The sequence below is a fragment of the Virgisporangium aliadipatigenens genome, assembly GCF_016863615.1.
Taxonomy (GTDB): Bacteria; Actinomycetota; Actinomycetes; order Mycobacteriales; family Micromonosporaceae; genus Virgisporangium; species Virgisporangium aliadipatigenens.
In genome coordinates this window covers 1-25,460 of the sequence record NZ_BOPF01000032.1, presented here as the reverse complement: position 1 = coordinate 25,460, position 25,460 = coordinate 1, and the positions used below count along the sequence as shown (strand labels likewise).

Below are 25,460 nucleotides of genomic sequence, written 5' to 3'. Positions count from 1 at the left end.
GGAGCGTAGGGAGCGCAGCGACCGTAGTGACGAGGGAAGGCGGCGACTCGGGCGCCGCCCCGATCTCGGGCGGGATCACATGACCAACAACCGCTTCCGGTACGGGGCGTGGCGGGGCGGGCCCGATCCGCTCGCGCCGCCGTACGACGTTCGGGCGGCGGTCGATCAGGTGGGTGCCGAGGTGCTCGCCGGCGGGAGCCTGCGCGACGCGCTGCGGGACATGCTCCGGCGCGGCCCCGACGGCGGGCGGGGGCTGGACGAACTGGCCGCCCGGGCCCGCCGGATGCGCCGCGAGGCGCTGCGCCGGGGCAACCTCGACGGGGCGGTGACCAAGGCGCGCGCCCAGCTCGACCAGGCGCTCGCGGCCGAACGCGAGGAACTGGCCGGCCGCGACGGCGACGACGCCCGCTTCGCCGAGGCGATGCTGGACAACCTGCCGCGTTCCACCGCCAAGGCGGTCGAGGAACTGTCCGGGTACAACTGGGCGAGCGACGAGGCGCGGCAGCTGTACCAGCAGATCCTCGACGGGCTGCGCAACGAGGTGCTCGGCCAGCGCTTCGAGGGGCTGAAGGACGCGCTGCAGGGGGCGGATCCGCGCACCGGCGAGGCCATCCGGGAGATGCTGCACGACCTCAACGGGCTGCTCGACAAGCAGGCCCGCGGCGAGGACACCGAGCAGGCGTTCCGGGACTTCATGGCCAAGCACGGCGAGTTCTTCCCGGAGAATCCGGAGTCCATCGACGAGCTGATCGACGCCCTGGCGCGGCGGGCGGCGGCGGCCGAACGGCTCATGCGTTCGCTCACCCCGCAGCAGCGCGAGGAGCTGGCCGGCCTCATGCAGCAGGCCCTCGGCAACGCCGACCTCGCCGGTGAGATGGCCGCGCTGAGCGCCAACCTGCGCACGCTGCGCCCGGACCTCAACTGGGACCGCCGCGAACGCATGCAGGGCAACGGCCCCGACCTCGGCTACGGCGACGCCGCCAACGCCCTCGGCGAGCTGTCCGAGCTGGACGACCTCCTCGACCAGCTGGGCCAGGAGCACCCCGGTGCCACGCTCGACGACATCGACGTCGAGGCGGTGCAGCGGCAGCTGGGTCGTGCGGCGGCGGACGACGTGCGACGGCTCCAGGAGCTCGAACGGGAGCTGCGGCGGCAGGGCTGGCTGGCCCGGGGCGACGACGGGCCGACGTTGAGCCCGAAGGCGCTGCGGCGGCTGGGCAACACGGCCTTGAAGCGGGCGTTCTCCGAGTTGGAGGCCGGTCGGCGGGGTCAGCACGACGTGCGCAGCGCCGGTGCGGCGGGCGAGGCGACGGGCGCGTCGCGGCCGTGGGAGTTCGGCGACGAGCAGCCGCTCGACGTGGTCCGCACGGTCGGGAACGCGGTCAAGCGCGCGCCCGGATCCACCGTCACTCTTCAGGTCGAGGACTTCGAGGTCGTCGAGACGGAAAATCGCGCATCGGCCGCTGTCGCGCTCTGCGTGGACCTCTCCGTCTCGATGGTGCTCGACGGCCGCTGGGGCCCGATGAAGCAGACCGCCCTCGCCCTGTCGCACCTGGTGGCGACGAAGTTCCCGCAGGACGCGCTGCAGATCATCGGCTTCGGCCGGTACGCGATGCCGCTGACCCAGAACGAACTGGCGGGTGTCGAGCCGGACTACGCCAAGGGCACCAACCTGCAGCACGCGCTGCGCATCGCCGGCCGGCACCTGCGCAAGCACCCGGGCGCGGAGCCGGTGGTGCTCGTGGTGACCGACGGGGAGCCGACGTCGCACCTGCTCGACGACGGCGAGGCGTTCTTCGACTGGCCGCCGCGCCGGGAGACGATCGAGGCCACCATCGCGGAGGTCGACGAGATCACCCGCTACGGAGCGACGATCAACCTGTTCATGCTGGGCGACGATCCGGGGCTGCGGCGGTTCATCGACGCGGTGGCGCGGCGCTGTGGCGGCCGGGTCTTCACGCCGGAGGCCGAGGATCTCGGACGGTATGTGGTGAGTGACTACATGCGCGCCCGTCGGGGGCGTCGAGGCTGAATGCTTTCACTCTGAGTGCGGCGGGGCGGTGATCGTCCCGCCGCAGCTCAGAGCGGTTAAGTTTCGAGGCGAAGCGCTTCGACCCGGTTCGCTCCCATTGCTGGTCGCAGAGAGCGCGACCTAGCGTCCGATTCGTGCCTCGACCTCGTCTCGCTCGCCACTGGCGCCCATTGACCGCCGGTGGAGCCGCCGCTGTCCTCGCCGTCGCCGGCATCTCTCTGACCCTGGGAACCGCCGAGGCCGGAACGCTCTCCGGCTCGTTCTACCGGAACCCGGACACCAGCGTGGCCGCCTGGGTGGCCGCGAACCCCAACGACTCCCGGGCCGCCCGCATCGACGCGGTGATCAACAGCCAGCCCACCGCGAAGTGGCTGTCGAACGTCAACGTCTCGACGGTGCAGAACGAGGTCTCCACGTACGTGGGCGCCGCCAACGCCCGCAACCAGATCCCGCAGCTCGTCATCTACGGCATGCCGAACCGCGACTGCGGTGGCGCGAGCGCCGGCGGTGCCGCGAACTTCACGATCTGGCAGCAGTGGATCAGCAACATCGCCGCCGGGCTGGGCAACCGCACCGCGATGATCCTGATGGAACCCGACGCGGTGGCCCTGACCACCTGCCTCGACTCGAACGGCATCAACGACCGCAACAACAACACCAAGCAGGCCGTGCAGAAGATCAAGGCGGCCAACCCGAACGCGAAGGTCTACCTGGACGCCGGCCACTCCGCGTGGCACGCGCCCGCCGAGATCGCGCGGCGGTTGGACGCGGCCGGCGTGCGCACCACGGACGGCTTCTACACCAACCCGTCGAACTACCGCATCACGTCGAACGAGGTCTCGTACGGCCAGTCGATCCTGAGCGCACTCGGCAACCCGTCGAACGTGCACCAGGTGATCGACACCGCGCGTAACGGCAACGGGCCGTCCCCGGTGAACCCGCAGCCCAACGGCTGGCCCGACTGGTGCGACTACCAGAACGCCCGCGTCGGCCAGTTCCCGACGACGAACACCGGCCTGGCCAGCGTGGACGCCTTCGTCTGGATCAAGCCGCCGGGTGAGGCGGACGGCTGCGCAGCCGCGGCGGGGCAGTTCGTGCCGGATCTGGCGTACACGATGACGCAGGGCGTGGTGGTCCCGACGACCCAGGGGCCGACGCAGGGCCCCACGTCGGCCGCCCCGTCGAGCCCCCGGCCGTCCAGCCCGCCGCCGTCCAGCGCCGCCCCGTCCAGCCAGAACCCGATCGGCGGCTGCACGATCAGGTACGACATCAGCAGCCAGTGGAACAACGGCTTCGTGGCCAACGTGACGATCGTCAACAACGGCAGCACGCCGATCAACGGCTGGACGCTGCGCCTGACGTTCAGCGGCAACCAGCAGGTCACCAGCGCCTGGAACGTGGGCAGCTCGCAGTCGGGCAACGTGGTGTCGTTCACCAACATCAGTTGGAACGGCTCGCTCCCGGCGGGCGGCGGCTCGCAGACCTTCGGTTTCCAGGGCACCTTCAGCGGCACCAACGCCGACCCCACGGGCAGCCTCAACGGCACTACCTGCACGGTCCTTTAGGAACGACCCCCTTCCCCGCCCCCAAGAAGCGTCGGGCGCTACTCCTCATCGAGTAGCGCCCGACGCAGCGTCGCGAGCGCCTTGGTGATCAGCCGGGACACGTGCATCTGCGAGATGTCCAGTTCGGAGGCGATCTGGGACTGGGTCAGGTTGCCGAAGAAGCGCATCGCGAGGATCTTCTGTTCGCGCGCCGGCAGCGTGGCGAGCAGCGGCGGCAGGGCCACCCGCGCCTCGACGTCGTTCAGGTCGCTGTCGTCGTCGCCGATCAGGTCGACGAGCGTGGCGTTGCCCTCCTCGCCGCCGGCGGGCGCGTCGAGGCTGAGGCTGTGGTACGCGCCCGCCGCCTCCAGGCCCTCGATGACCTCTTCCTCGCTCACCCCGAGTTCCTCCGCGAGGTCACTGACCCTGGGGGAACGGCCGAGGCGCTGCGTCAGCTCGTCGGTGACGCGGTTGAGCTGGAGGCTGAGTTCCTGCAACCGGCGCGGGACGCGAATCTGCCAGGTCTTGTCGCGGAAGTGCCGCTTGAGTTCGCCGACGATGAACGGCACGGCGTAGCTGCTGAAGCTGACCCCGCGCTCCGGGTCGAAGCCGTCGACCGCCTTGATCAGCGCCAGGTTGGCCACCTGGGACAGGTCGTCGAACGGCTCGCCCCGGTTGCGGAAGCGGCCCGCGAGGTGGATGGCGAGCGGCAGGAGGTCCTCGATGATCCGGGCGCGCAGCCGCGCGTACTCCTCGCTGTCCGGGTCGAGCGTCGCCAACTCGGCGAGCATCGTCTCGGACGCTCCACGTTCCCTGGGCTGCTCGGACGGCTCCGGCGACGTGGCGCCGGTCAGTTCCGGCGCCACGTCAGGCTCGTCCGCCGCCTGGCCTGGGCCGGCGGCGCGTTCCTCCTGCAAGTGGGCTCCCACGGCGACTGGTCGGGTGGTCGGCGTGGGTCAAACTTTCCCAGTCGGCGGGGATCTCACACGTCAAAACGACGCAGATGGTCGGGGTTGAGGGTGATGCCCGCGGCGGCGACGTTCTCCGCCAGGTGTTCCGGCGAGGTCGTTCCCGGGATGGGCAGGATCACGGGGGAACGGTGCAGCAGCCACGCGAGGCTCGCCTGGACGGGCGTGACACCCAGGTCGCGGGCTACCTCGACGGCCGCCGCACCGGGTGTGCCGTTGGCGACCGGCAGCCACGGCAGGAACGTGATCCCGAGCTCCTCGCACCGGTCGACCAGCGGATCCGCCGAACGGTCGGCGGCGTTGTACAGGTTCTGCACGGTGTCGATCGGGGTGATCCGGCGCGCCGCCTCCAGCTCGTCCACGGTGATCTCGGAGAGGCCGACGCGTGCGATCACCCCCTCCTCGCGCAGTTCGTGCAGCGCACCGATCTGCTCCTCGAACGGCACCTTCGGGTCGATCCGGTGCAGCTGGAACAGGTCGAGGCGGTCGACCCGCAGCCGCCGCAGCGAGAGGTACGCCTGTTGGCGCAGGTATTCGGGCCGGCCGAGCGGCACCCAGCGCCGGTGGTCGGGTCGCGCCTGTCCGGCCTTCGTCCCGATGATCAGATTTTCCGGGAACGGGTGCAGCGCCTCGGCGATCAGTTCCTCGTTGTCGCCCAGCCCGTAGGAGTCGGCGGTGTCGATGAACGTGATGCCGGAGTCGACCACCCGGCGCAGCAGTGCGATGGCCGCGGGCCGGTCGACGGTCCGCTCGAACGCGCCGGGGCCGGTCAGGCGCAGCGCGCCGTAGCCCATGCGGAGTTTGGTGTCGTGCATGCCGCGTAGCTTGGCGGGCATCGGGCGCGCGCACCACCGATTCGGCCTGAACTGAATCCGCGGGGCCGCTCACGCACGGGAACCATGCCCGCACCTGGTGAAATGTGATCCGTTCCGAGCAAGTCTGTGCAACGAAACGCGTAACTGGCTTCGTCTTCTCAAGCGTGACTCGTGCGAGGGCTCGAAGATCGCCGATCTGGGCGAAGTTATGCCTGGCGACCGGTGTTCTCCTGGTGCTGTCCAGCGGTGCCGGAGTGGTCGGAAGGTTCGTGCTGTTTCCGCAGGCCACGAAGTCGGTGGGGCAGGAGGACCTGCTCGGTGCCGCCGGTGACGCCGCCCCGCAGCGCCAGCACGTCACGGTGACCGGCGCCAAGACCATCCTCATGGTCGGCGTGGACAACCGGAAGGACCAGCCCGTCGAGGATCAGATCCGGGCCGACTCGATCATCGTGCTGCACATCCCCGCCGCGCACGACGCCGCATACCTGGTGTCGCTGCCGCGTGACACCCGCGTGACGGTGCCCGCGTTCAACAACGGGAAGCAGCGCACGGGCCAGCAGATCGCGAAGCTCGGTGAGGCGTACGGCCTCGGCGGCAACGGCCTCGTCGACCCGACCGAACGCCGCAAGCAGTCGATGGGCCTGCTCGCGAAGACCATCAAGGAGGAGTGGGGCCTCACCTTCGACGCCGCGGCGATCGTCGACTTCGAGGGCTTCAAGGAGGTCGTGAAGGTCCTCGGCGGCGTCGACATGTACGTCGACCAGGAGACCGTCTCCGTCCACATCGGATACAAGAAGGACGGGACGGTGGCGGTGCCGTTCCGCCAGTCGCAGGCGCCCAACGGCGGCACCAAGCTGACGCCGATCCCCGGCGTGACCCCGCAGGTCTACCACGTCGGCAACCACCACCTCACGCCCGACCTGGCCCTGGACTACGTGCGCCAGCGGGAGACGCTGCCCAACAGCGATTACGACCGGGGGCGGCACCAGAAGCAGTTCCTCAAGGCGATCGTGAAGCAGACGCTCAGCGCCGGCGTGCTCGCCAACCCGGTGAAGCTGAACCAGATCCTGAAGGTCGTCGGTCAGGCCATGACGATCGACAACGGCGGCATCGACCTGGAGGACTGGATCTTCGCCATGCGCGGGATCGGCGGCGACAGCATCACGACGCTGCAGACCAACAACGGCACCTACAACCCCTCCCAGCAGAACCTGGGCCAGGAGGAGTTGGACGAGACGACGCTCGGGCTGCTGGAGGCGGTGCGGACGCAGAAGGTGCCGGAGTACGTGCTGGCGCACCCGGAGGTCCGTTCCGCCTAGTGAGACTCCGGTGACAGAAGCGGGCGGGCGGATCGTCGCCGCGACCCGCCCGCCCTCCCCCCTTGCTGCTCGACCGATTTACGGTCTTGCGTAACGACTCTTCCATGCCGGATTGTGCCGGTGTGGGCTGTGATCGGACAGGTTCGATGTACGAAATCGGACACATTGAAATGAGTGATTCCGGAACGGAACCACTGAGGCACTGTGCGTGACGAACTCTGACAATTAGAGTCTGACGACATGGTGGCCACCGCAGGTGCGCGGCTGCGTCTCCCGGGACCGCTCGCGCTGGTGCCAGCGACCCGGCGTGCGGCGGCACAATTCGAGCTGCCCGATCTGTCCACATTGGTGCGTGACTTCGGTGCGGTGGTGCCGGCGACGTTCGACGGCGGCGAGCTGCACCTGCACACCCGGCGGCACCGCGTCGTCGTCCGGCCCGACGTCGGACAGCGCGCCTATCTGGTCGAGTCGGTCGAGCCCCTGCGCCTGCGCGACCACGGGCGGCTCTCCCGCGGGGCGCTGATGGTGAGCGTTCCCGGGTGGCGGGCGTATGCCGACGCGACGGCCGTGCCCGCCGAGCACCACACCTACCACGCCGAACTGGCAGCCGCGTGGCAGCGCCTCGTCGCCGACCCGCCGGGCCTCGAAGCGACCCGGCGCCCGCAGCGCCACGACGATCTCTGCGACGTGCTGGACGCCGTCATCGAGGCCGACCGCCAGCTCGACCTGGTGCGGCTCGGAGTGGGCAGCCCCCGCAGATCCCGCGTCGGCGGTGACGATCCCGGCGAGAAGGCCGCCCGCGCGCAGCACGACGCCGTCGACGCGCTGCGCAACGACCGTTCCGCCAACCCGGGACTGCTGGCGTTGATCGCCGACGGCACGTTCGCGCCCGCCCCGGAGGCCGGCGCGGCGGATGCGCCCCGGCCGGCGGAGCCGCTCGACCGGGCCCAGACGGACGCCTTCGTGCGGGCGTTGGGCGTTCAAGACGTGATGCTGGTGCTCGGGCCGCCCGGGACCGGCAAGATCCGCACCACGGCGGAGATCGTGCGGGCCGCGGCCGGACGCGGCGAACGGGTCCTCGTGACCGGCCCCACCACCGGCGCCGTCGACACCGTCCTCGAACGCCTCCCCGCCGACCACCGCGTCCTGCGCATCGGCGACGAGGGCAAGGCCGCCGCCGTCCTGCGCCGCGGCACCCTCGAACGCACGGAGTCCAGCGCGCTGCGCCTCGCGCCCTGGCTGACCGACACCTCGCCCGCACCGTCGTGGCTCACCGAGCTGGGCCGCGCCATCGGGGACGGCGACCGCGCCGTGGTCGAACGCGCCACCGCCGACCAGAACCACCGCAACGCCATCGCCCTGGTCGAACGCCGCTACACGCACGTTCTCGCCGCCGCGCACACCGCGGTCGAACGCACCCGCCAGGACCTCGCGGCGGCGCAGGCGGCGGTCGAGACGGCCCGGCAGCGGCTCGACGGCGTGACCGCGGAGGGACTGATCGGCTTCGCGTACCGCCCGCTGACCACCCGCCGCGCCGCCGAACTGGACCGCGCCACCGCCGCGCTGACCGAGGCCGAACGGGAGGCGACCAGGGCGCAGAACGCGCTCACCGAACTGGTCGAGGAGATGCGGCGGGCCTGCGCCACCGACCCGGCCGTGCGCGACTGCGCCGAACGGGTCGCCTCCGCCGACGTCGCCGTCAGCCGCACCGGCACCGCCGCCGCCCGGGCCGCCGCCGCGCTGCGCCGCCTGCTGACCGACGTCGTCGCCGAACCGCCGGATGCCGGCAAGGATCCCGCCACGCTCAAGCGCTTCCACCAGTGGGCCGCCCAGGTGCACCCCATCCTGCAGGAACGCGCCCGACTGCTGGCCGACTGGCGGGACCGCCTCAAGGAGCCCGCCGCCCCGCTTCCCGACGAACTGGTCCGCTACGCCGACGTCGTGGGCGTGGCGTGTGCCGGGCTGGCCGATCGGCCGGACCTGACGTTCGACCTGGTGGTGATCGTCGACGCCGGCCGGATCCCGCTGCCCGCCGCGCTGGTGCCGATGGTGCGGGCCCGCCGGGCGGTACTCGTCGGCGACCCGCAGGACCTGCCGCCGTACGCCGACGAGGAGGTGCGCGGCTGGCTCGCCCTGCCCGGCGCGGCCGACCCCGGCCAGAACCTCCTCGGCCGCAGCCTTCTCGACCGGCTGGCCCGCACCGCGCCGCCCGCCAACCGGGTGCTCCTCGACCGGCAGCGGCGGATGCCGGCCGTGCTCGCCGAGTTCGTCTCCGCGCAGTTCTACGACGGGCTGCTGACCAGCGACGTCAAGGAGGGCGGCGAGCTGCCGCTCTTCACCTCGCCCCTGGTCGTGCTCGACACCGCCGACCTCTCCGACGGCGAGCGCGCCGAACGCGAGGCGCCCGGCACCGAGCTGTGGAACGCCGCCGGCTACACCAACACCGCCGAGGCGAACATGATCCTCGGCCTCACCCAGTGGTACAGCCGGATCGGGGTCGCCTGGACGGTGCTCGTGCCGTACCGCGCACAGGTCGACCTGCTGCGCGCCCGGCTCGGTTCGGACGATCCGATGTCCCGCGCCCGCATCACGACCGTCGACGCGCTGTCGCCGTCCTGGGCGCTGCCGGACGTGGTGGTGTTCGGGTTCACCCGCAGCAACCGCGAGGGCCAGGTCGACCGGCTGCGCGAGCTGCGCCGCCTCAACGCCGCCATCGGCCGCACCCGCAAGCAGCTGGTGCTGGTCGGCGACTTCGCCAGCCTGCGCGCCGCCGCCGACCCCGACTTCCGCAAGCTCATCGGACGGCTCGGCGAGCACGCCATCCGTCACGGCGCCGTGCTCCCGTCGAAGGCGCTCCGCCCCCTGCTGGCCGACGCATGGAAGGGCTTCGCCGCCTAAGATGCTTTACCCCGCAGTCCGGGCCATCGAGGCCGCCGCCGCCGAGCCGGGAGTACGCCCCACGCGGTTCTTCGCCGTGCTGCTGCCGTTCTGGTCGGTCGAGGTCAGCTTCACCAGGGCGCAGACCCAGGAGTACGACCTCATCGACCGGTTCCTCGATCGGGCCGTCGGCGACGCCCGCATCTCGGACGTCGCGGGCCTCGCGGCGTTCCTCGGGGTCGACAAGCCTTTGATGGAACGGGCTGTGCGCCACCTCTGCACCCTCGGCCACCTGACCCGGGACGGCGAGGCGCTCAAGCTCACCGCGCTCGGCCGGGAGTCGCTCAACACCGACCGCCGCCACCTGCGAAACGCCGAACGCACCCGGGTGTTCCTGGACGCGTTCCGCGGCACACCGTTGCCCCGCGGCCACTACACCGAACTGCGCTTCCTCGGCTCGCCGAGCCTCTCCCTGGCCGACGGCACCCGGTTTCGCCCGGTGGTGTCCTTCGAGGAGTTCCGCCCCGGGGCGGTGCACCTGCCCGGTGTGGCCGACCTGCGGGTGCTGTCCTGGCGCACGGAGTGGCTCCCGGTCTACCTGGTCCAGTCCGCCGCCGGCTACCTCGCGTACAGCCGCTACGGCACCGGCCGCGACCCCTGGCTCGAACGCCTCTGCGCCACCCTGCCCGAACTCCTCGACGTGCTCGCCGCCGAGCCGCCGCCCGACGAGGAACGCATCTGGCGGGACTGGCTCGACGGCGCCGGCTTTCGCGCCGTGCACCCCCAACGCCAGCCGAACGGCGTCCTGCGCGCGGTACTCCCGCCGGAGGTCTTCGGCACCCGGTTCGGCTGGGCGCAGCTCGGCGGTTACGTGGCGCGGGAGGGGTGCTTCATGCAGCTGTGGTGCGACGACGAGCCCACCCGCAAACGCGCCGAACGCGAACGCACCCTCACCTGAGATGCTGCTGCGGGGTCGTGTTGAGCAGCCACGACAACGGCCGCGGCGACCCCTCGACCTCCTCGTACTTCCCGTCCTGCAGCACCAGCATCGTCACGGTGTTGGCCTTGTCCCTCCCGACGATCCAGTAGCGGGTGATGCCGGCGGCGGCGTACTCCTCGCGCTTCTCGATCCTGTCGGTGAGCTCGGTGCTGCGAGAGAGGATCTCGACGGCGACCAGCAGCCCGTCGACCGGCACCCACACCGGGTACGCCGTCGGGGTGGGATTCCAGACGCTCAGGTCGGGGATCCGGGCGCCGGTGCCCTCGGAGGTCTCCGTACGGATGCCGAGATTCTGGAACACCTCTCTGTACCCATGTTCACCGAACCAGAGCATGAGACGGGTGGCCACCTGTGCATGGCTCAGGCCGGGCGGGGTCATGACGGACAGCACTCCTGTGGGGCTCAGCTCATAGAAGCGGCTGTATGGATCCGCCTCGGCCATCAACGCGACGTCGTCGAGCGTGAGTGGCTGTGGAAGGTGTGAGCTGAACGCCTCTGCGGTCATAGCGAAAGGCTACTCGTTCGGACGCGACCGATGGGGTTACGCCGACCGGACTACCTGTCGCGCGGAGCTGGATCTTTGTTGCTCAAGGAGTGGTCAAACGGGGTACCTGTCGCTCTGCGTGGCGGGATATTGTCACCGAGCTACGAGGGAAGCCAGCGGCCTACGGGGGTTCAGGATGTCCGATCCGACGACGGCGTTCCACAACGCACTCGTCGATGTCCACGGCAACTACCGGAGCAACCGACTCCGGCACGAGCCGCCGGACGAGTTGGTCAGCGACGTCGTCTCGACCCGGGTGTGGCGGCCGCACGTGGTGCGTTCGGCGTTCTTCCTGGCGTTGTTCATCGTGGTGTCGGTGATCTCGTTCTTCATCTGGCTGTTCTCGTTCTTCGCGATCGTCTCCAGCGCCAGCAGCTCGTCGGGGCCGTTCGGCAGCGCGGAGGAGAACGCGGGTGCCGGTGTGCTGGGCGTCTCCTACGCGCTGCTGATCGTGCAGGTGCTGGTCGTCGTCGTGTGGATCGTGGCGCTGTTCCTGCCGCTGCGGGAGCCGATCGCGGAGTACGGGCTGCTCATCGAGGGGCGTGGGGCGGCCGCGGCGGTCTCCTACTGGTGGATCATGAACACGGTGCGGGCGCGGCAGACGCCGTTCGACGCGCGGCTCGCGAGGGTCGAGGAGGTGCCGATCCTGCTGCTGGCGAACGGGCGGGAGCAGGGCCTCGTCGTCGTCCGGCCGGTCGGGACTGATCTCTACGTGGGCTGGACGATGTGGCGCAGCCGGTCGACCGTGGTGCTGATCGCGCACATGCTGCGCGACATGTTCCAGTTCCTCAGCAACAGCATGTCCAGCGACGTGCGGGGGGCGTCCGCGCGGGCGCTGCGGGAGCTGATCCACAGCGTGACCCGTGAGGGCGTGCAGGCGGCGATCCTGCAGCCGCCGGTGGCCGACGAGGTGGCCCGGGCACAGATCGCTCAGCTGCCGAGCCTCGACGCGCAGCGCGGTCCGGACGTCAGCAGCGCGCAGCAGTTCACCGCGCAGCAGCAGGCGCAGTACCAGCACCAGGCCCAGCATCAGCAGACGCAGCACCAGCAGGCGGCGTATCCGACCAGCGCGCCGCCCGCGAGCTATCCCACCAGCGCGCCGCCGTCCAGCGGCGGGCCCACTCAGGGCTGGCCGCAGACCCCGCCTCCGCAGAGCGGCCCGCCGTACGGCGGCTCGCCGCAGCAGTAGGCGGAGCGGCAGCGCATGACCGTTCTGCTCGATCAGGACGGCCGCACCTGGGCGTGGACGGCCGTGGAGATCACGGCGGCGTACGACCTGACCCGCCGGGCCGACTCGATCAGGCTCGACCCGGCGCAGCGGCTCGCCGCCGCCGTGACCGAACAGCGCGCCTACCTCGACCGGCTGCTGTCGATCCGGCCGGGCGAGGTCGCCGCGCTGCGGATCACCCGCGTGGCGCGCGGTTCGTTGAAGATGTGGCTGCTCGGGCGGGTCGCCGGGCCGGGGCCGGTGCCGGCCGTCGCGCGGGCCGCGGAGTTGGCCGACCGGCTCGCCGACGTGCCGCCGCAGGTCGAGGTCCGCAAGGTGGTGGATCAGGGCGAACTGCAGGGCGTGCTGACGCCGTTCGCGCCGGCTGCGGGCGGGATCGCCCAGGTCGGCAAGCGGCTGCGGGTGCAGGGCACCGTGCGTCAGGACGCCGGTGTGGCGTCGTATCTGGCCGTGGAGCCGTTCTCGCGGGAGGTGGAGAGCTGGGCGCCGCTGCTGGAGGTGCTGAGCGGCTATCCGCATCCGGTGTCGGTGACGGTGGCGTTCACGCCCGAGCAGGTGCCGCCGCAGGTGCGCCGCACGCTCGAGCTGGAGGCGACCAGGTACGCGCGGCTGCGTGAGCCGTTCGAGATGCCGGCCGACACCGGCGGGAAAATCCGCTTCCCCGCCGACAGTGCGGCGGGCGTGCTCGAACCGATGTTCCGGGATGCGCTTGCGCGTTATGCCGACCGGGCCTTCCGCTTCTCCGTCACCGTGGCCTCACCGGTCGGGCTCGATTCGATGATTGTGGAGGCGGTGGCCCGTTCCATATCGTCGGCGAACGAAACGGCGGCCCGGGCGGACCCCACCGCGGTGCCCACCGGATACGCCATCGTCCACCCGCGGACCGCGGAGGAATTCGAGGCGCTGCGAAACGCATTTGCCTCTATCGATCCTGTTCAGTTGCCCGACCACGAACTGCACCAGCGGCTCGGCTACGACCGCGATACCGGGCGGCACGGGCTGGCGATCCTGCGCACGCTGGTTGACCGGGCCGAGGCGCCGTCGCTGTTCCGGCTGCCGGTCGCGGCCGACGGGCGGATCGCCGGCTTCCGGGTCGCCGCGCCGCCGGACGATGCCCGCGTCGTCGAGGCCGTCGCCGGTCCGTCGCTGTTGCTCGGTCGCCAGACGGGTGGGAGCGAGGTCCGGTTCGCGGTCGCCGACCTGCCGCGCCACGGTTTTGTCGTGGGAACGCCCGGAAGCGGCAAAACCAACACCGCCCTGCACCTGTGTCGGCAACTCGGCGCGGCGGGCGTGCCGTTCCTCGTCATCGAGCCGGTCAATTCAGAACTAGACGATTATCGATGGCTTGCCACCCAGCCCGGATTCGAGGACCTGCTGGTGCTCACGGTCGGGGACGAGTCGGTGGCGCCCTTTCGCCTGAACCCTTTCGAGGTGCCGGTGGGTGCCACCGTGAGCGCGCACGTGTCGAACCTGCTCGCCTGCTTCGAGGCGGCGTTCGGGCTGTGGGACCCGCTGCCGTTCATCTACCGGCGCGCGCTCGTGCGCACCTACCGGCGGCGCGGGTTCCATCCCTCGGACCGCGGTTCCCAGCAGTTGGCGGGGCAGTGGCCGGTGCTGGGGGAGTTCGTCGCGATGATCGCCGAGGTCGTCGGCGAACTGGGCTACGCCGGCGAGGTCGCGCACAACATCGACGCCGCCGCCACCCTGCGGGCGCAGGCCCTCGCCGAGGGCGCCTGCGGACCGACGCTGGACTGCCGCCGCTCGTTCGACATCGCGGGCCTGCTGCACCGGCCGGTGATCGTCGAACTGGCCGGCGTCGGCGACAACGCCAAGGAACAGGCGCTCGTCACGCTGCTGCTCCTGACGGCCGTGCGCGGGCACCGGCGCTCCTCGCGCGCGGCGTCGGCGGCCCCGCACGTGCTGCTCATCGAGGAGGCGCACCGGATCTTCCCGCGCTTCGTGCCCGGTGCCGGCGATCCTAAGGAGGGCAACGCGGCCGCCCTCGCCGCCGAACGCATCGCCCAGGGCCTCGCCGAGGACCGCAAGTACAAGCAGTCCTACGTGCTCATCGACCAGCAGGTCGGCAAGGTCGCCGAGGACGCGTACAAGATCACCAACCTGAAGGTGATGCACCGCACCGCCGCCGAGGAGGACCGGCAGCTGCTCGGCTCCACGATGTCGATGCACGTGGACCAGATCGACGCGGCCGCGGCACTGCGACCGTTCCAGGCGGTGGTGTCGCACAACGGGCTCGACCGCGCGGTGACCGTGACCGTCCCGAACGTGCGCGCCGAGGACGCCGCCGCGCGCGGGATCGCCGAGGCGCCGCTGGCCGACGACGCCGAACTGCGGGCCCGCTTCCTGCGCACACTCGGCGACTCCGCCGACGCGATGGCACCGTACGAGGAATGCCACGGGTGTGCGCACCGGTGCGCGTTCCGCCAGCAGGCCGAGTCGATCATGAGCGATCGCGCCGCCGCTCGCGAACTCGTCGGGCTGTCGCCGAAGTGGCCCGCCCTCGCCACGAAGCTCGCCGAACTCGCCGGCCCGGTGCCGGGCGATGCGCCCGACGCGACGACGGATTACCGGGTGTGTGTGTTCATCCACGCGTTCCGGGCCGCGTATCCGCCGCACCGCTGGAGTGCCGAGGGCCGGGCCCGCGCCGTCCGATGGACCGACCGCGTGCGCCGCGAACTCGACCCGCGATGAGTGACCATCCCCCTGAGAGCGCCGAACCGGCGGATTCGGCACCGGCCGACAGCGGTGGTGGGGAGAGCGAGGGGGCGCCCGACGTCCCCTCGGACGGCGCGGAATCGGCCTCTTCCACCGGTGAGACCGGCGGCTCGGGAGGGGACCCGCCCGAGCCGGACGAGGGCGCCTCTTTCGAAGGTTCCGCGGAGTCCGACGGCTCGGAAGACTCGGCCTCGGCCGGGGACGACGGGGATCCGCCTGCGGTACCGGACGAGGGCTCATCCGCCGAGGACGACACCGGGGCGGCGGAGGGCGGCGGGTCGGAGGATGACTCGTCGTCCACCGCGCCGGCGTCGTCGGACACGTCGGGTTCCGCCGGTCCTGTTGAGTCCTCGGACGATGACCGGTCCGAGGAATCCGTTGCGGCTGCCGGGGATTCCGGCTCGGGTGACGCCGCCGACGGGACGGAAGACGGCGACGCCCAGGGCGGAACGGGCGCGAGTGACGGCGATACGAGCGGCGCTGAGGGCGACGAGGATGCGGGCGGACGCGACAGCTCCACCGGCGGGGACGGCGACAGCAGCGACGGCCAGGACGGCGACGGCGAGGACGAGGGCGATGTCGTCGACGAGGGCGGCGAGAGCGGCGACGGCCGGGACGGCGACGGCAGCGATAGCGGCGAGGACGGCGACGGCCAGGACAGCGGCTTCGACGGCGACAGCGACGACAGCGACGACGGCAGCGGCGACGAGGGCGGCGAGAGCGGCGACGGCCGGGACAACGGCGACGGCGACGGTAGCGATAGCGACGAGGACGGCGACGGCCAGGACGGCGACGGCAGCGACCTTGGCGAGGACGGCGACGGCCGGGACAGGGACGACGGCGTCGACAGCGATGGCGACGACGGCGGCCGGGACGGCGACGGCCAGGACAGCGGCGACGGCGCCGACAGCGACGACGACGGCAATCCGCCCGAGGCGCCGGCCGAAGACGAGGACAGGGGCGACGAGGAGCCCGACGGCGAGGGGACGGCCCCCGGGACGGCCGGGGAGCGGTCCGGTGACGACCCCTCCGAGGACTCCGAAGAAGGAGAGCCGACCGAGCCGCTGAAGGACGACACATCCGGCGACTCCGACGAGCGTGAGCCACCGGACGAGGAAGCCTCAGCTGATGAGTCCACCGAGGGCGACCCGACCGGGACCGAGTCGTCGGACGACGACCCACCGGACGTGACGGAGGATCCACCGGCCCCGACCGGCCAGGACACCTCATCGGGCGAAAGCACCACCGACGGCACCCCGCCCATCGCGCCGGCAGCCGAGGGAGCCACCACCCCGCCCGAGCCGGCCACCGCCAACGGCACCGCACCGACCGAGCCGGCCACCGGCGACGCCACCGGTGCGGAGCCGACGGATCCGCCCCGTGCGACGGAGTCCACTGAGGACAGTCCACATGGGACGGAGCAGCGTCCGATCCCGCCGGGCGGCATGTCGATCCAGGACCGGCTCGCCGAGGGCGGCAACGTTCCGCCGCATGTGCTCGAGGATCCCAACAGCTACTACTACCACCCGCAGAGCCGCCACTACCGGTTGATTCCGGAGCCGCGGGAGAGCACCTCCGGTTCGACCGAAGCCAACCGCACCGGCACGCGGGTCCACGCGGAACGCGCGGCGATCGACCGGCAATCAGGCAACTGGGATTCGGTCGCCAGACCGATCACCGACAAGAACGGCACACCGATCCAGGTGCCGCGCTCGTACGACCTCAGCACGGGGGAACCGGTCGACCCCACGGACACCCAGACGGCCTCGCCGGACGGCGTGCACTACGGGCGGGGTGAAATCATGGACTACAAGCCCAAGGACCGCGACGTCGACAAGGATCGCCAGGAGATGATCCGCTTCATCAAGGCGTTTGAGGCGCGCGAGGGCAGGCTGCCCGACAACGTTTCCATCGTCGGCTACGACCCGGAGACCGGTGCCCTCGAACCGCCACGGAACTATCCGCCGCAGCGGTTCATGCCGTGGCTGCGCGACACGGACCAGTGACAGGAGTTCGCCATGTCCATGGACCACAAGGCATATCCGTTCGACCACGAGGGCTTTTCGGCCGAGCTGGCGCCGATCCTCCGGCGCGCGCTGGAAACGGGTGACGTGGCGCCGTTGGTGGCGTTCATCGAGGCGCACCGGGACGTGGTGACCGATCCGTACGAAGGCCGGCCGCTGCCGCCGGACTGGCAGGATCGGCTTAAGGTCCGGGACGCCCACGAATACGGCGACTACGCGCTGACGGCCTACTACCGGATCCGGGACGAGCGCGGGCTGGCCGACGTGTGGCAGTTCGTGCTCGAGGACGTGGGCAACGAGGTGCCGGGCAACGCGGAGGAGCTGGTGCTCGGCACGCCGTTCGGGCCGGCACGCAATCCGTTCGATCCGGGGAAAATGGGCTCGTTCTTCCGTTCGGCCGAGCGGGCGCGGGAGGATCTGGCCGCCGTCGACGCTGTCATCGCGACGCGGCGCTACTCGACCACCCTGGAAGATCTGGCCCGAATGCTGCGGCGGGCGGTCGATGCGGGGCGCGGGCTGTACGTGACATTTTGATTGTTCAGGTTTCGGTGGCCGTGGCGGCGGGCATGCCTTCTTGCGTACCGGAGAACATACGCCGGAAGGAGACGACAATGAGTTTCACGAACAAGGTGGAACACAAGGCTGAAGAGCTGAAGGGTGCCGCCAAGGAGAAGTTCGGCGACGCGACCGACAACGAGCGGCTGCAGGCCGAGGGCGCTGCCGAAAAGGCCGCGGCCAAGGCCAAGCAGGCGGGCGACCACCTCGGTGACGCCGGCCGTCACGCACGCGACGCCGTGACCGGCTACTGATTCAGGTGTGACGGGTGGGGACGATTGTCCCCACCCGTTTCGCTATGCGCCGAGGCGGTCGCGGACCAGCGCCGTCATTTCTTCCAAACTGACAGAGCCTTTGTCGGAACGGACGACAAGTGCCGCATAAGCGGAGTCCACCGGCTTGTCGAGCGTGATGACGGCGACCGTGTCGGTGTAGTTCCTGCACGAGTTGGTGCACTCGTAATAGCCGCTGCCGAAAATGAGCGCCTCGCCGATCGGGGTCGCCACCTTCGTCCCGCCGGCCGGCGCATCGGCCGCCGAGCGGTACCACGCGTGCCGGCCGTTCCCCGATCGATCGTTGTCGCGGGGCAGCTGGCACGATGCCGCGAACGCCTCGAACGTCACCAGCGTGTACCGGCCGCTCGCCAGATAGGTGCGCAGGCCGGGACAGCCTGCGGGATCGGCGGGCTGCGGGTCGAGCCGCTGGCCCTTGGCGAGCCTCACCTGGAACGCCACCGGCGGGCCCGGAACGGCGGAGGCGGTCAGCGGCCCCTCGCCGAGGGACGGCTTGTCGTCGCCGTCGGCGAAGCCCCCGCACCCGGCCACCACCAAGACGGCACACACCGCCAGCACTCCCCGCTTCATGAAACCCATTCTGGGTCAGATGCGCGCACCCTTGGCGAGGTTGCATCGACGGCAGAGCAGCCGGAGGTTGTTCACACTGGTAGCGCCGCCGCGGCTCCACGGGATCTCGTGGTCGAACTCCAGGTATTCGGTCGCCTGACACTCCACGCACGCGCCGCCGTCGCGCCGCCACACGGCCGCCTTGACGTGACTCGGAATCGACCGGGAGTCGCGTTGCGCTGGGATCGCCGCCTGGCGCTTGGCGACCTTCAGTGCACCTGACAGTACGGCGGATATGTACTCAGGATCGTCGACCTCGTATGAGCCGCTTCCCTTACCGGTCGCCGTAAGCACCACGCTGCCGTATTCGGGCCGGACCTCCAACACCTTGACCCAGGCCAGTTCCGAGCCGCCGGACGTGCCGACGAACCGGAGTTTGCGATTGCTCGCGATGAGCCGCCCGCTGTTGCGACGCGGGCCGCTGGCCAGATAGCGCACGTGCACAGCCGAGGCGTCGAGGTGCAGTATCTCGTCGGTGTCCAGCGTCAGGGTCGTCTCGTCGATGTTCGGGACGTCGCCGTTGCTGATGGCGGCGAGGGCGAGCCCCCGCTGGAGGCGGGCGCGCATGTGGTCCACGGCGGGGTCCCTGATGCCCAGTTGCCGCACCACCTCCTCGAACCCGTCGACCTCGTGCTGTTCGATGAGGTCGTCGGCGAATGCGAAGGTGACGAGCTGCTGGAGGTGCTGCAGTGCTATCGGGCGCATCGCGGCGCGGCCGTTGTCCTCGCGCACACGGTAGAACCGCAGGTCGGTCCAGAGCTGGTCCCACGCGGGTCCCGTGGGGCCACTGGTGGCGAGCAGTTCGGCGACCTTGCCTCGCCAAATGTTGAGGACGTGCGTGGTCTCGCTTTCGCACGGCGCGCAGATGAGCAGTGTGTGCGAGTACGGGGACGGTCGTTTCGGCCCGCCGCAACGACCGCACTGGTGCGGGGTATCGGCGCGGACGGGCACGCTGTGCGAGGTCCACTCCGTCCCGCTCCACCAGCGAAGCGTCGCCGGATCGTCGGGCGCACGATGCCAGTCGGGCCGTGGTGCCGGAGTGGCCGGTGACGGCTCGGGGTCGTCCTCCTCGATCGCGATTCCGAAGGTGGTAACCAATCCGGCCAGGCCCGAGTCCCAGCCCTGGCCGACCGCGCGGAACTTCCATTCGGTGCCGCGCCGGTAAAGCTCACCGAAGACGATCGCGGTCACCGGTTCGATTTCTTCGAGAGGGAACGTCGCGAGGCTGCCGGCCGCTCCGTTCACGGCCAGATGGAGGCCGGGGATCGTGGCGAATGTGCCACCGTCGACGGAGCCGCCGATGACGATGCGGTCGAGGCCGGCGTCGATCCGGTTGAGATCGACAGTGAGCGTGGCCGTGCCCGTCGTGTCGGCTGCCAGCACGACCGCCCCTGACCCGTGCTCCGGATTGTTGTAGAACACGAAGTCGTTGTCGTCGCGCACCTTGCCGTCCGGCGTGACCAGAAACGCGCACGGGTCGACAGCGGTGCCGGCCCGCCACGAGACTTCGACGGTCAGAAGCCGTTCGCTGACAACGACGTTGGCACCCCGCCGCAGCACCGTTCCGAGCACCGCCACCACCTCCGGCGCAGACGGTATAGATGACCGGCGGTGCCCGGAACGCTACGTAGAAGTAACGGAACGAACGGCCACGGCATGCGCGCCGAAAAGGACGGCGGCGCCGACGAAGTACCAGAAGAGGTCGGGCGGATTGAACGTGCTGCCGAGCACCAGCCGGGCGATGACGCTCCGTTCGGACAGCTCCGCCGGCCAGGGCGTCAGCTGTGCCAGTTCGACCAGCCAGCAGAACCCCGTCGCGGCGACGGCCGTCCACTGTGGAGCGAGCCGCGGGAACAGCCAGGCGACGAGCGCGTAGACGAGCGCGGCGTACAGGGCGATGCCGGCGTACTTGGCGAACGCCCCACCCGTGAACGCCCGCACGCCGAGGCCGGCCCCCAGGATCGCCGACGCCGTCAGGCTCCACCAGAGGCGCTGCCGCACCTCAGGTCACCACCAGGGTCACGACCCAGCTGGCGGCGATGAGGCCGGCGGCGGTCAGCTCGATGAGCATGGCGAGGCCGGCGGCCTTGACGGCGTGCTTGGTCGAGGGCCACGCGGCCTCGTTGGTGCCGAGGCGCATGCGTTCGGCGAGGAAGATGCCGGCGACGAAACCGATCGGCAGCCCGACGACCGGGATCAGGAAGAACCCGACGACGCCGAGCACCCCGCCGAGCAGCAGCGAACGGTTGGGCACCTCGCTGCGCTTGAGATTGCGGCCGGGCCACAGGTACTTGAGCGTGATGCCGGCGACGGCGATGAGGGTGGCGGCGGCCAGTTCGACCCAGCGGCCCCAGCCGTCGGCGGCGAGCACCGCCCAGGCGAGCACGGCGGCCCAGCAGAGCAGGAGGCCGGGCAGCATCGGGACGACCACACCGAAGACGCCGACGACCATGGCGATCGCGCAGATGAGGGTGATCGATGACGACGGGTCGCTGAGATCCACGGCGTACAGCTTGCCTCACATCAGCTAGTCACGCTGCCTCCGAGCTGGTCCCTATGCCTTCCGGCCCGGAAGGCATAGGGGCGGGTAAGAATGATAGCCTCACCTAACTTTGCGGGCGCTCCAGTGGAGACGCCGCGGCAGCCCTCGGGAGGGGCCTTGGACGAGCAGAGCCGGTTACACGCCACCGGGCTGACCCTCGCTTACGAGCAGCGGGTCGTCGCCAAGGAGCTGACCGTCGCCATTCCCGACAACTCGTTCACGGTGATCGTGGGGCCCAACGCCTGCGGCAAGTCGACGCTGCTGCGAGCGTTGTCGCGCATGCTCAAGCCGCGCAAGGGGTCGGTCTTTCTGGACGGGGCCGAGCTCAGCCAGTTCAAGAGCAAAGAACTGGCGCGGCGACTCGGGCTGCTGCCGCAGTCCTCGATCGCGCCCGACGGCATCACGGTTCTGGATCTTGTGGCGCGTGGCCGGTACCCGCACCAGAAGCTGTGGCGGCAGTGGTCCCGCGAGGACGAGCGGGTGGTCGCCGAGTCGATGGCCCAGACCGGAGTGAGTGAACTCGCCGAGCGGTCGGTCGACGAGCTCTCCGGCGGCCAGCGGCAGCGGGTGTGGCTCGCGATGGCGCTCGCGCAGCAGACCGAGCTGCTGCTGCTGGACGAACCGACGACGTTCCTGGACATCACGCACCAGATCGAGGTGCTGGACCTCTGCGCGGACCTGCGCGAGTCCGGCGACCGCACGCTGGTCGCGGTGCTGCACGACCTCAACCAGGCCTGCCGGTACGCCACCCACCTGATCGCGATGCGCGACGGCGCGATCGTGGCCGAGGGCGCGCCGGGGGACATCGTCGACGCGGACCTGGTGCGCGACGTGTTCGGGCTGGAGTCGCGGGTGGTGCCCGACCCGGAGACCGGCACGCCGCTCGTGGTGCCCGCGGCGCGCAAGGTCCGCACGGCGCTCGCGGCCTGAGCCTGTCCGAGGTCCGCAAGGTCCGCGCGGCGCTGGCGGCCTGAGTCCGCCCGACAAACGCAAGTGGTGGGGCCGTTACGCCGGTTATCCACGCTCGATAACCGGCGTAACGCCCCACCACTTCGCGCCACCGTGCCGGCGCCGCGAAAGCGCCCGCCGTGCCCGCACCGCGAATACGTCCGCCGCCCCCGCGGCAAGAAGCCTTATCCGATGTCGATGACGGTCGCGACCGGCGAGTTGGCGCCGTCGCCGGCCCGGAACGCCACCACCTGGTAGCGGTTGCCCGCCGCCCACTCCGCGTCGACCCAGCCCTCGGTGGCCGTGCCGCTGACCAGCCCGACCCGGTCGATGAGGTGCGCGTCGGCGGCGGTGGCCCCATCGATGATCAGGAACGACCGCGCGTACATCGCGCTCGCCGGCACCTGAGTGGTGTACGACGAGGTGACCCAGCCGGCGGTCGTCGACATGGTCGCGTCCCTCGGCGCCGCGAACTCGCCCAGCCCGGTGACCTCTGCGGTGAAGAAGCCGACGCCGGCCCGCACGCTGCGGCCGCTGCCGCCGAGCGCCTTGAACGAGGCGACCGAGGTCATGTTCTGCCCGGGGGCGACGGTGTTGCCCTCGCCGAATTTCACCAGCGGCCCGTACACGACGACCGTGGTGTCCGACAGGGGCGTGACGGCCAGGGATCCCGTCCCGGTGGCGTAGTCCTCGTTCGCCCCGGCCAGCCCGGCGCCGAACGCCCGCCAGCCGTTGTAGTAGCCGGGGTCGCTCGAGCTGGCGGAGCCGGGCGTGAAGTCGGCGACGAGGTTGTTCGGGACCGGGCCGCCGACGGTGTACGTGGCGACCTGCTTGCCGTTGCGGTAGACGCGGTAGCCGCCGACGGGGCCGTTCGACTCGCTCCAGCCGAACGTGCGGTCGGTGACGGACAGGCCGGTCGGCTTCGCGGGGAGGTTGCCGTCGACGGTGCGCCGGGCGCCGCCGATGGCGTTCACGACGGTGTCCCAGCCGTTGCCGCTGTCGTCGGTGAGCCGGATGCCGGTGACCGTGGTGCCGCTGTTGCCGCGCTGGCCCATCGACAGGCCGTACCACGTGGTCGGGGCGCCCTGGGTGTCGACGACGGTGTTGTGGTGCACGATGTCGCCGTTCCCGACGCCGAGCGCGATGCCGGAGGGCTCGAAGCCGTCGAACTCGGTGCGGTTGACGTCGCCCGCCTGCGTCAGCTCCTTCAGTTCTTCCGCCGGCAGGTTGGCGCGCACGCCGACGTTGGTGATGCGGTTGCCGGTGACGACGTCGCGGGTGTCCTTGTCGGCGTTCTTGAGGCCGACGATCATGATGCCGCTCTTGGCGGCGTCGGTGATGACGTTGTCGATGACGGCGTTGTTGCCGCCGGGGCGGCGCACGTGCGCGGGTGCCGAGGCCGGGTGGTCGTCGTAGTTGACCGTGATCGCCGTGCCGAACGACCTGCGCAGCGTGTTCTCGTTGACGACCGAGTCGCGCGGGTTGGTGACGTCGAGGTTCTCGCCGGCAGGGTCGTAGCCGACGTTGGACTTGAGGCTGATGCCGGCCCCGGTGAGCACGTTGTCGGTGATCCGCGCGCGGGTGACGGCCTCCATGTACATGGTTCCGTAGCCCTTGACCTTGCGCTTGTTCGCCCACTCCGGCGTCGCGGTGACGATGTTGCCGCGCACCGTCACGTCGGCGGCGTTCGTCAGGTCGATGCTGTTGCCGCGGATCGTCGCGTCCCACTCGTTCTTCTCGATGAGGACGCGCGTGGCGTTGCCGCCGCCGCCGATGTTGTCCTCCTCGCCGCCGCCGGCGCCGCCCCGGTTGTCCCAGCGGTTGTCGACGATCCGAACGTCCGTCGCGCCCTTCACCCAGATCTTGAAGTAGTTGAGGTTGGTGAAGCGCACCTGGCGGACCGTCCAGCGGTGGCCGACCTTGATCCCGCCGCCGGCGTTCGACGGCAGGCCCTCCGCGCAGGCCAGAAGCGTCTCGGCGGTGCTGCTGAAGGTGCCGGCGCCGGCCACGCAGTTGCCGTTGATCGTGAGGTCGGAGACGAGGTTGGTGCTGCCGGGTGTGGTGTCCGGACCCGCCTCGGGGTCGGCCTTCGGGCGCACCATGTACGAGTAGGAGAAGGCTGCGAACGTGCCGGGCTTGATGCGCAGGACGCTCTGCTCCATGCCGAGGCCCTTGAGGTTGACGTTCGGCGGCAGGTCCAGGGGCTGGCTCAGGTAGTACGTGCCCTTCTGGAGCAGCACGTTCACCGGGTTGCTGGCGGTGGCCTTCTTGGCGGCGGCGACGAGCTTGGCGTTGATGTTGTCCCAGTCGTCGGTGCCGGTGGGCTTGGGGACGAGGACGCACGTGCCGTTGCAGCCGGCGACCGTCATCGCGGCCGGGCTGCTCGCGTCGCGGTCGAGCGCGTATTCGTGGTACGCCGTGGCGGCGTTCGCGGTGCCGGTGAGGGCCGGCAGTACGGGCAGGGCCGCGGCGACCAGCGCGACGGGCAGCGCGCGAAGGACGGTGGGGAGGCGGCGGTGCGTCAAGGCAAGCTCCGGGGGCGTCGGGTGCCGGCGGGTTCCCGTTCGGGTGCCGGTGGGTTGCCAACGCTACGAAAGCCGCAGACCGAATCTTGAGCTTCGGCGGTCCGGTATCGGTTGGCTCAACGGATCCTCTGTTTTGTCCAGGTGGACGACGGGTTCTTTAACAGTGCAGAATCCTGAGCGGCCGATTCGCCGACTGTCGAACATCGGGGGAGTCCCATGCGGGTGATCATCGTCGGTGGGGGCCTCGCCGGCCTCGCGACCGCCGACGTCGAGGACGCGATCCCGCACGCCGAACCGGCGCGCATCGCCGACGGCTACCAGAGGACGGCCGGCTTCGATCCGGCGCTGCTCAACGAGCGCGAGTCGTTCGGGGTGCGCCGATGAACGTGCCGGGGCTGGAGCCGCTCGCCACCGTCACCGTGCGGCTGGACCCGATCCTCGACCTCGGCGCCACGCAGTGGGGCAATCGGCGGGTGGTGCCGATCGTCGGCGGCGCCTTCACCGGGGAACGCTTCTCCGGCGAGGTGTTGCCGGGGGGAGCCGACTGGCAGGTGGTGCACGCCGACGGTTCGATCACTGTCGATACCAGGTACACGCTGCGCACGCACGACGGGGCGCTGGTCTACCTGCAGACCACCGGCTACCGCACCGGCAGCCCCGAGGTGCTGGCCCGGCTGGGCGCCGGTGAGGCCGTCGACCCGGCCGAATACTATTTCCGGCTCTTCTGCCGGTTCGAGACCGGCGCGGCCCGGTACACCTGGCTCAATACGAGCGTCGTCGTGGCCGCTGCCGCGCGACGCGCCACCGAAGTGGTCTACAACGCTTATCTATTAACCTAAAGGTTAAGGATCTCCAGGGCTCAAGAGCTTCAAGGGCTTCATGTCGCGCGTCCGTCGAGCGCACG

Annotated in this window: 21 protein-coding genes; 13 read left to right on the top strand and 8 right to left on the bottom strand. The window is 70.6% G+C overall.

Translation table 11 applies throughout. From position 1 onward, the window contains the following. Positions 1-79 precede the first annotated feature (79 nt). Entirely contained in the window at positions 80-2,032 is a 1,953-nt protein-coding gene (locus Val02_RS34100; protein WP_203903407.1) for a vWA domain-containing protein, read from the top strand. A gap of 134 nt (positions 2,033-2,166) precedes the next feature. Next, complete coding sequence (locus tag Val02_RS34095; RefSeq protein ID WP_239153549.1) at positions 2,167-3,597, top strand: glycoside hydrolase family 6 protein; 1,431 nt, start codon at positions 2,167-2,169, stop codon at positions 3,595-3,597. A gap of 38 nt (positions 3,598-3,635) precedes the next feature. Here the strand turns inward: Val02_RS34095 and Val02_RS34090 are convergent, their stop codons facing one another. Then, entirely contained in the window at positions 3,636-4,505 is an 870-nt protein-coding gene (locus tag Val02_RS34090) for an RNA polymerase sigma factor SigF (protein WP_239153548.1), read from the bottom strand. A gap of 53 nt (positions 4,506-4,558) precedes the next feature. Further along, complete coding sequence (locus tag Val02_RS34085; protein ID WP_239153547.1) at positions 4,559-5,359, bottom strand: aldo/keto reductase; 801 nt, start codon at positions 5,357-5,359, stop codon at positions 4,559-4,561. 254 nt (positions 5,360-5,613) lie between these two features. Here Val02_RS34085 and Val02_RS34080 point away from each other — a divergent pair, with 254 nt between their 5' ends. The 3 genes from Val02_RS34080 (at position 5,614) to Val02_RS34070 (ending at position 10,513) form a co-directional block, all read left to right on the top strand. Then, the gene (locus Val02_RS34080) at positions 5,614-6,678 is read left to right on the top strand and encodes an LCP family protein (protein ID WP_203903405.1); all 1,065 of its coding nucleotides are present in this window, start codon (positions 5,614-5,616) and stop codon (positions 6,676-6,678) included. A 240-nt stretch (positions 6,679-6,918) separates the two neighbouring features. Beyond that, entirely contained in the window at positions 6,919-9,576 is a 2,658-nt protein-coding gene (locus Val02_RS34075; protein WP_203903404.1) for a DEAD/DEAH box helicase, read from the top strand. 1 nt (position 9,577) lies between these two features. After that, on the top strand, positions 9,578-10,513 hold the full coding sequence (locus Val02_RS34070) for a hypothetical protein (protein ID WP_203903403.1): 936 nt from the start codon (positions 9,578-9,580) through the stop codon (positions 10,511-10,513). On the opposite strand, the gene Val02_RS34065 is transcribed toward Val02_RS34070, so the two are convergent. Continuing rightward, positions 10,506-11,060 carry a Uma2 family endonuclease gene (locus Val02_RS34065; RefSeq protein WP_203903402.1) on the bottom strand — a complete coding sequence of 185 codons (555 nt, stop codon included), beginning with the start codon at positions 11,058-11,060 and terminating at the stop codon, positions 10,506-10,508. The genes Val02_RS34070 and Val02_RS34065 overlap by 8 nt on opposite strands. Before the next feature lie 175 nt (positions 11,061-11,235). Here Val02_RS34065 and Val02_RS34060 point away from each other — a divergent pair, with 175 nt between their 5' ends. The 5 genes from Val02_RS34060 to Val02_RS34040 all read left to right on the top strand — a co-directional run bounded on the left by Val02_RS34060 (position 11,236) and on the right by Val02_RS34040 (position 17,893). After that, positions 11,236-12,288, top strand: a complete 1,053-nt coding sequence (locus Val02_RS34060) for a proline-rich domain-containing protein (protein WP_203903401.1) — start codon at positions 11,236-11,238, stop codon at positions 12,286-12,288. Between the two features lie 15 nt (positions 12,289-12,303). After that, positions 12,304-15,036 (top strand): ATP-binding protein, encoded by a 2,733-nt coding sequence (locus Val02_RS34055; protein WP_203903400.1) that lies wholly within the window; start codon positions 12,304-12,306, stop codon positions 15,034-15,036. Continuing rightward, positions 15,033-17,066 (top strand): hypothetical protein, encoded by a 2,034-nt coding sequence (locus Val02_RS34050; protein ID WP_203903399.1) that lies wholly within the window; start codon positions 15,033-15,035, stop codon positions 17,064-17,066. Before Val02_RS34055 ends, Val02_RS34050 begins: the two co-directional genes overlap by 4 nt. A 12-nt stretch (positions 17,067-17,078) precedes the next feature. Further along, complete coding sequence (locus tag Val02_RS34045) at positions 17,079-17,618, top strand: hypothetical protein (protein WP_203903398.1); 540 nt, start codon at positions 17,079-17,081, stop codon at positions 17,616-17,618. Positions 17,619-17,695: 77 nt separating this feature from the next. Continuing rightward, positions 17,696-17,893 carry a CsbD family protein gene (locus Val02_RS34040; protein ID WP_203903397.1) on the top strand — a complete coding sequence of 66 codons (198 nt, stop codon included), beginning with the start codon at positions 17,696-17,698 and terminating at the stop codon, positions 17,891-17,893. Between the two features lie 42 nt (positions 17,894-17,935). On the opposite strand, the gene Val02_RS34035 is transcribed toward Val02_RS34040, so the two are convergent. From Val02_RS34035 to Val02_RS34020, 4 genes are read right to left on the bottom strand one after another with little or no spacing between them, the layout of a single operon-like run. Continuing rightward, positions 17,936-18,502, bottom strand: coding sequence for a hypothetical protein (locus tag Val02_RS34035; protein WP_203903396.1), 567 nt, complete (start codon positions 18,500-18,502; stop codon positions 17,936-17,938). Between the two features lie 15 nt (positions 18,503-18,517). After that, the gene (locus tag Val02_RS34030; protein WP_203903395.1) at positions 18,518-20,113 is read right to left on the bottom strand and encodes a TerD family protein; all 1,596 of its coding nucleotides are present in this window, start codon (positions 20,111-20,113) and stop codon (positions 18,518-18,520) included. A gap of 51 nt (positions 20,114-20,164) precedes the next feature. Further along, complete coding sequence (locus tag Val02_RS34025) at positions 20,165-20,542, bottom strand: ribosomal maturation YjgA family protein (RefSeq protein WP_203903394.1); 378 nt, start codon at positions 20,540-20,542, stop codon at positions 20,165-20,167. A gap of 1 nt (position 20,543) precedes the next feature. Beyond that, on the bottom strand, positions 20,544-21,044 hold the full coding sequence (locus Val02_RS34020; protein ID WP_203903393.1) for a DUF456 domain-containing protein: 501 nt from the start codon (positions 21,042-21,044) through the stop codon (positions 20,544-20,546). Between the two features lie 189 nt (positions 21,045-21,233). Here Val02_RS34020 and Val02_RS34015 point away from each other — a divergent pair, with 189 nt between their 5' ends. Continuing rightward, a complete protein-coding gene (locus tag Val02_RS34015; RefSeq protein WP_239153564.1) occupies positions 21,234-22,013 on the top strand; it encodes an ABC transporter ATP-binding protein in 780 nt (259 codons plus the stop codon). A gap of 203 nt (positions 22,014-22,216) precedes the next feature. Here the strand turns inward: Val02_RS34015 and Val02_RS34010 are convergent, their stop codons facing one another. Next, entirely contained in the window at positions 22,217-24,556 is a 2,340-nt protein-coding gene (locus tag Val02_RS34010) for a right-handed parallel beta-helix repeat-containing protein (RefSeq protein WP_203903391.1), read from the bottom strand. Positions 24,557-24,772: 216 nt separating this feature from the next. Between Val02_RS34010 and Val02_RS34005 the strand changes: the two genes are divergently transcribed. Both Val02_RS34005 and Val02_RS34000 read left to right on the top strand, forming a co-directional pair. Then, complete coding sequence (locus Val02_RS34005; protein WP_203903390.1) at positions 24,773-24,940, top strand: hypothetical protein; 168 nt, start codon at positions 24,773-24,775, stop codon at positions 24,938-24,940. After that, on the top strand, positions 24,937-25,395 hold the full coding sequence (locus tag Val02_RS34000; protein ID WP_203903389.1) for a DUF3237 domain-containing protein: 459 nt from the start codon (positions 24,937-24,939) through the stop codon (positions 25,393-25,395). The genes Val02_RS34005 and Val02_RS34000 overlap by 4 nt, the downstream gene beginning before the upstream one ends. Positions 25,396-25,460: the final 65 nt, after the last annotated feature.

Excerpts from the sequence above, each read along its gene's own strand:
- Val02_RS34100 (WP_203903407.1), top strand. The coding sequence starts at position 80 with ATGACCAACAACCGCTTCCGGTACGGGGCGTGGCGGGGCGGGCCCGAT.
- Val02_RS34085 (WP_239153547.1), bottom strand. The coding sequence starts at position 5,359 with ATGCACGACACCAAACTCCGCATGGGCTACGGCGCGCTGCGCCTGACC.
- Val02_RS34075 (WP_203903404.1), top strand. The coding sequence starts at position 6,919 with ATGGTGGCCACCGCAGGTGCGCGGCTGCGTCTCCCGGGACCGCTCGCG.
- Val02_RS34070 (WP_203903403.1), top strand. The coding sequence starts at position 9,578 with ATGCTTTACCCCGCAGTCCGGGCCATCGAGGCCGCCGCCGCCGAGCCG.
- Val02_RS34065 (WP_203903402.1), bottom strand. The coding sequence starts at position 11,060 with ATGACCGCAGAGGCGTTCAGCTCACACCTTCCACAGCCACTCACGCTC.
- Val02_RS34060 (WP_203903401.1), top strand. The coding sequence starts at position 11,236 with ATGTCCGATCCGACGACGGCGTTCCACAACGCACTCGTCGATGTCCAC.
- Val02_RS34055 (WP_203903400.1), top strand. The coding sequence starts at position 12,304 with ATGACCGTTCTGCTCGATCAGGACGGCCGCACCTGGGCGTGGACGGCC.
- Val02_RS34050 (WP_203903399.1), top strand. The coding sequence starts at position 15,033 with ATGAGTGACCATCCCCCTGAGAGCGCCGAACCGGCGGATTCGGCACCG.
- Val02_RS34045 (WP_203903398.1), top strand. The coding sequence starts at position 17,079 with ATGTCCATGGACCACAAGGCATATCCGTTCGACCACGAGGGCTTTTCG.
- Val02_RS34040 (WP_203903397.1), top strand. The coding sequence starts at position 17,696 with ATGAGTTTCACGAACAAGGTGGAACACAAGGCTGAAGAGCTGAAGGGT.
- Val02_RS34035 (WP_203903396.1), bottom strand. The coding sequence starts at position 18,502 with ATGAAGCGGGGAGTGCTGGCGGTGTGTGCCGTCTTGGTGGTGGCCGGG.
- Val02_RS34005 (WP_203903390.1), top strand. The coding sequence starts at position 24,773 with ATGCGGGTGATCATCGTCGGTGGGGGCCTCGCCGGCCTCGCGACCGCC.
- Val02_RS34000 (WP_203903389.1), top strand. The coding sequence starts at position 24,937 with ATGAACGTGCCGGGGCTGGAGCCGCTCGCCACCGTCACCGTGCGGCTG.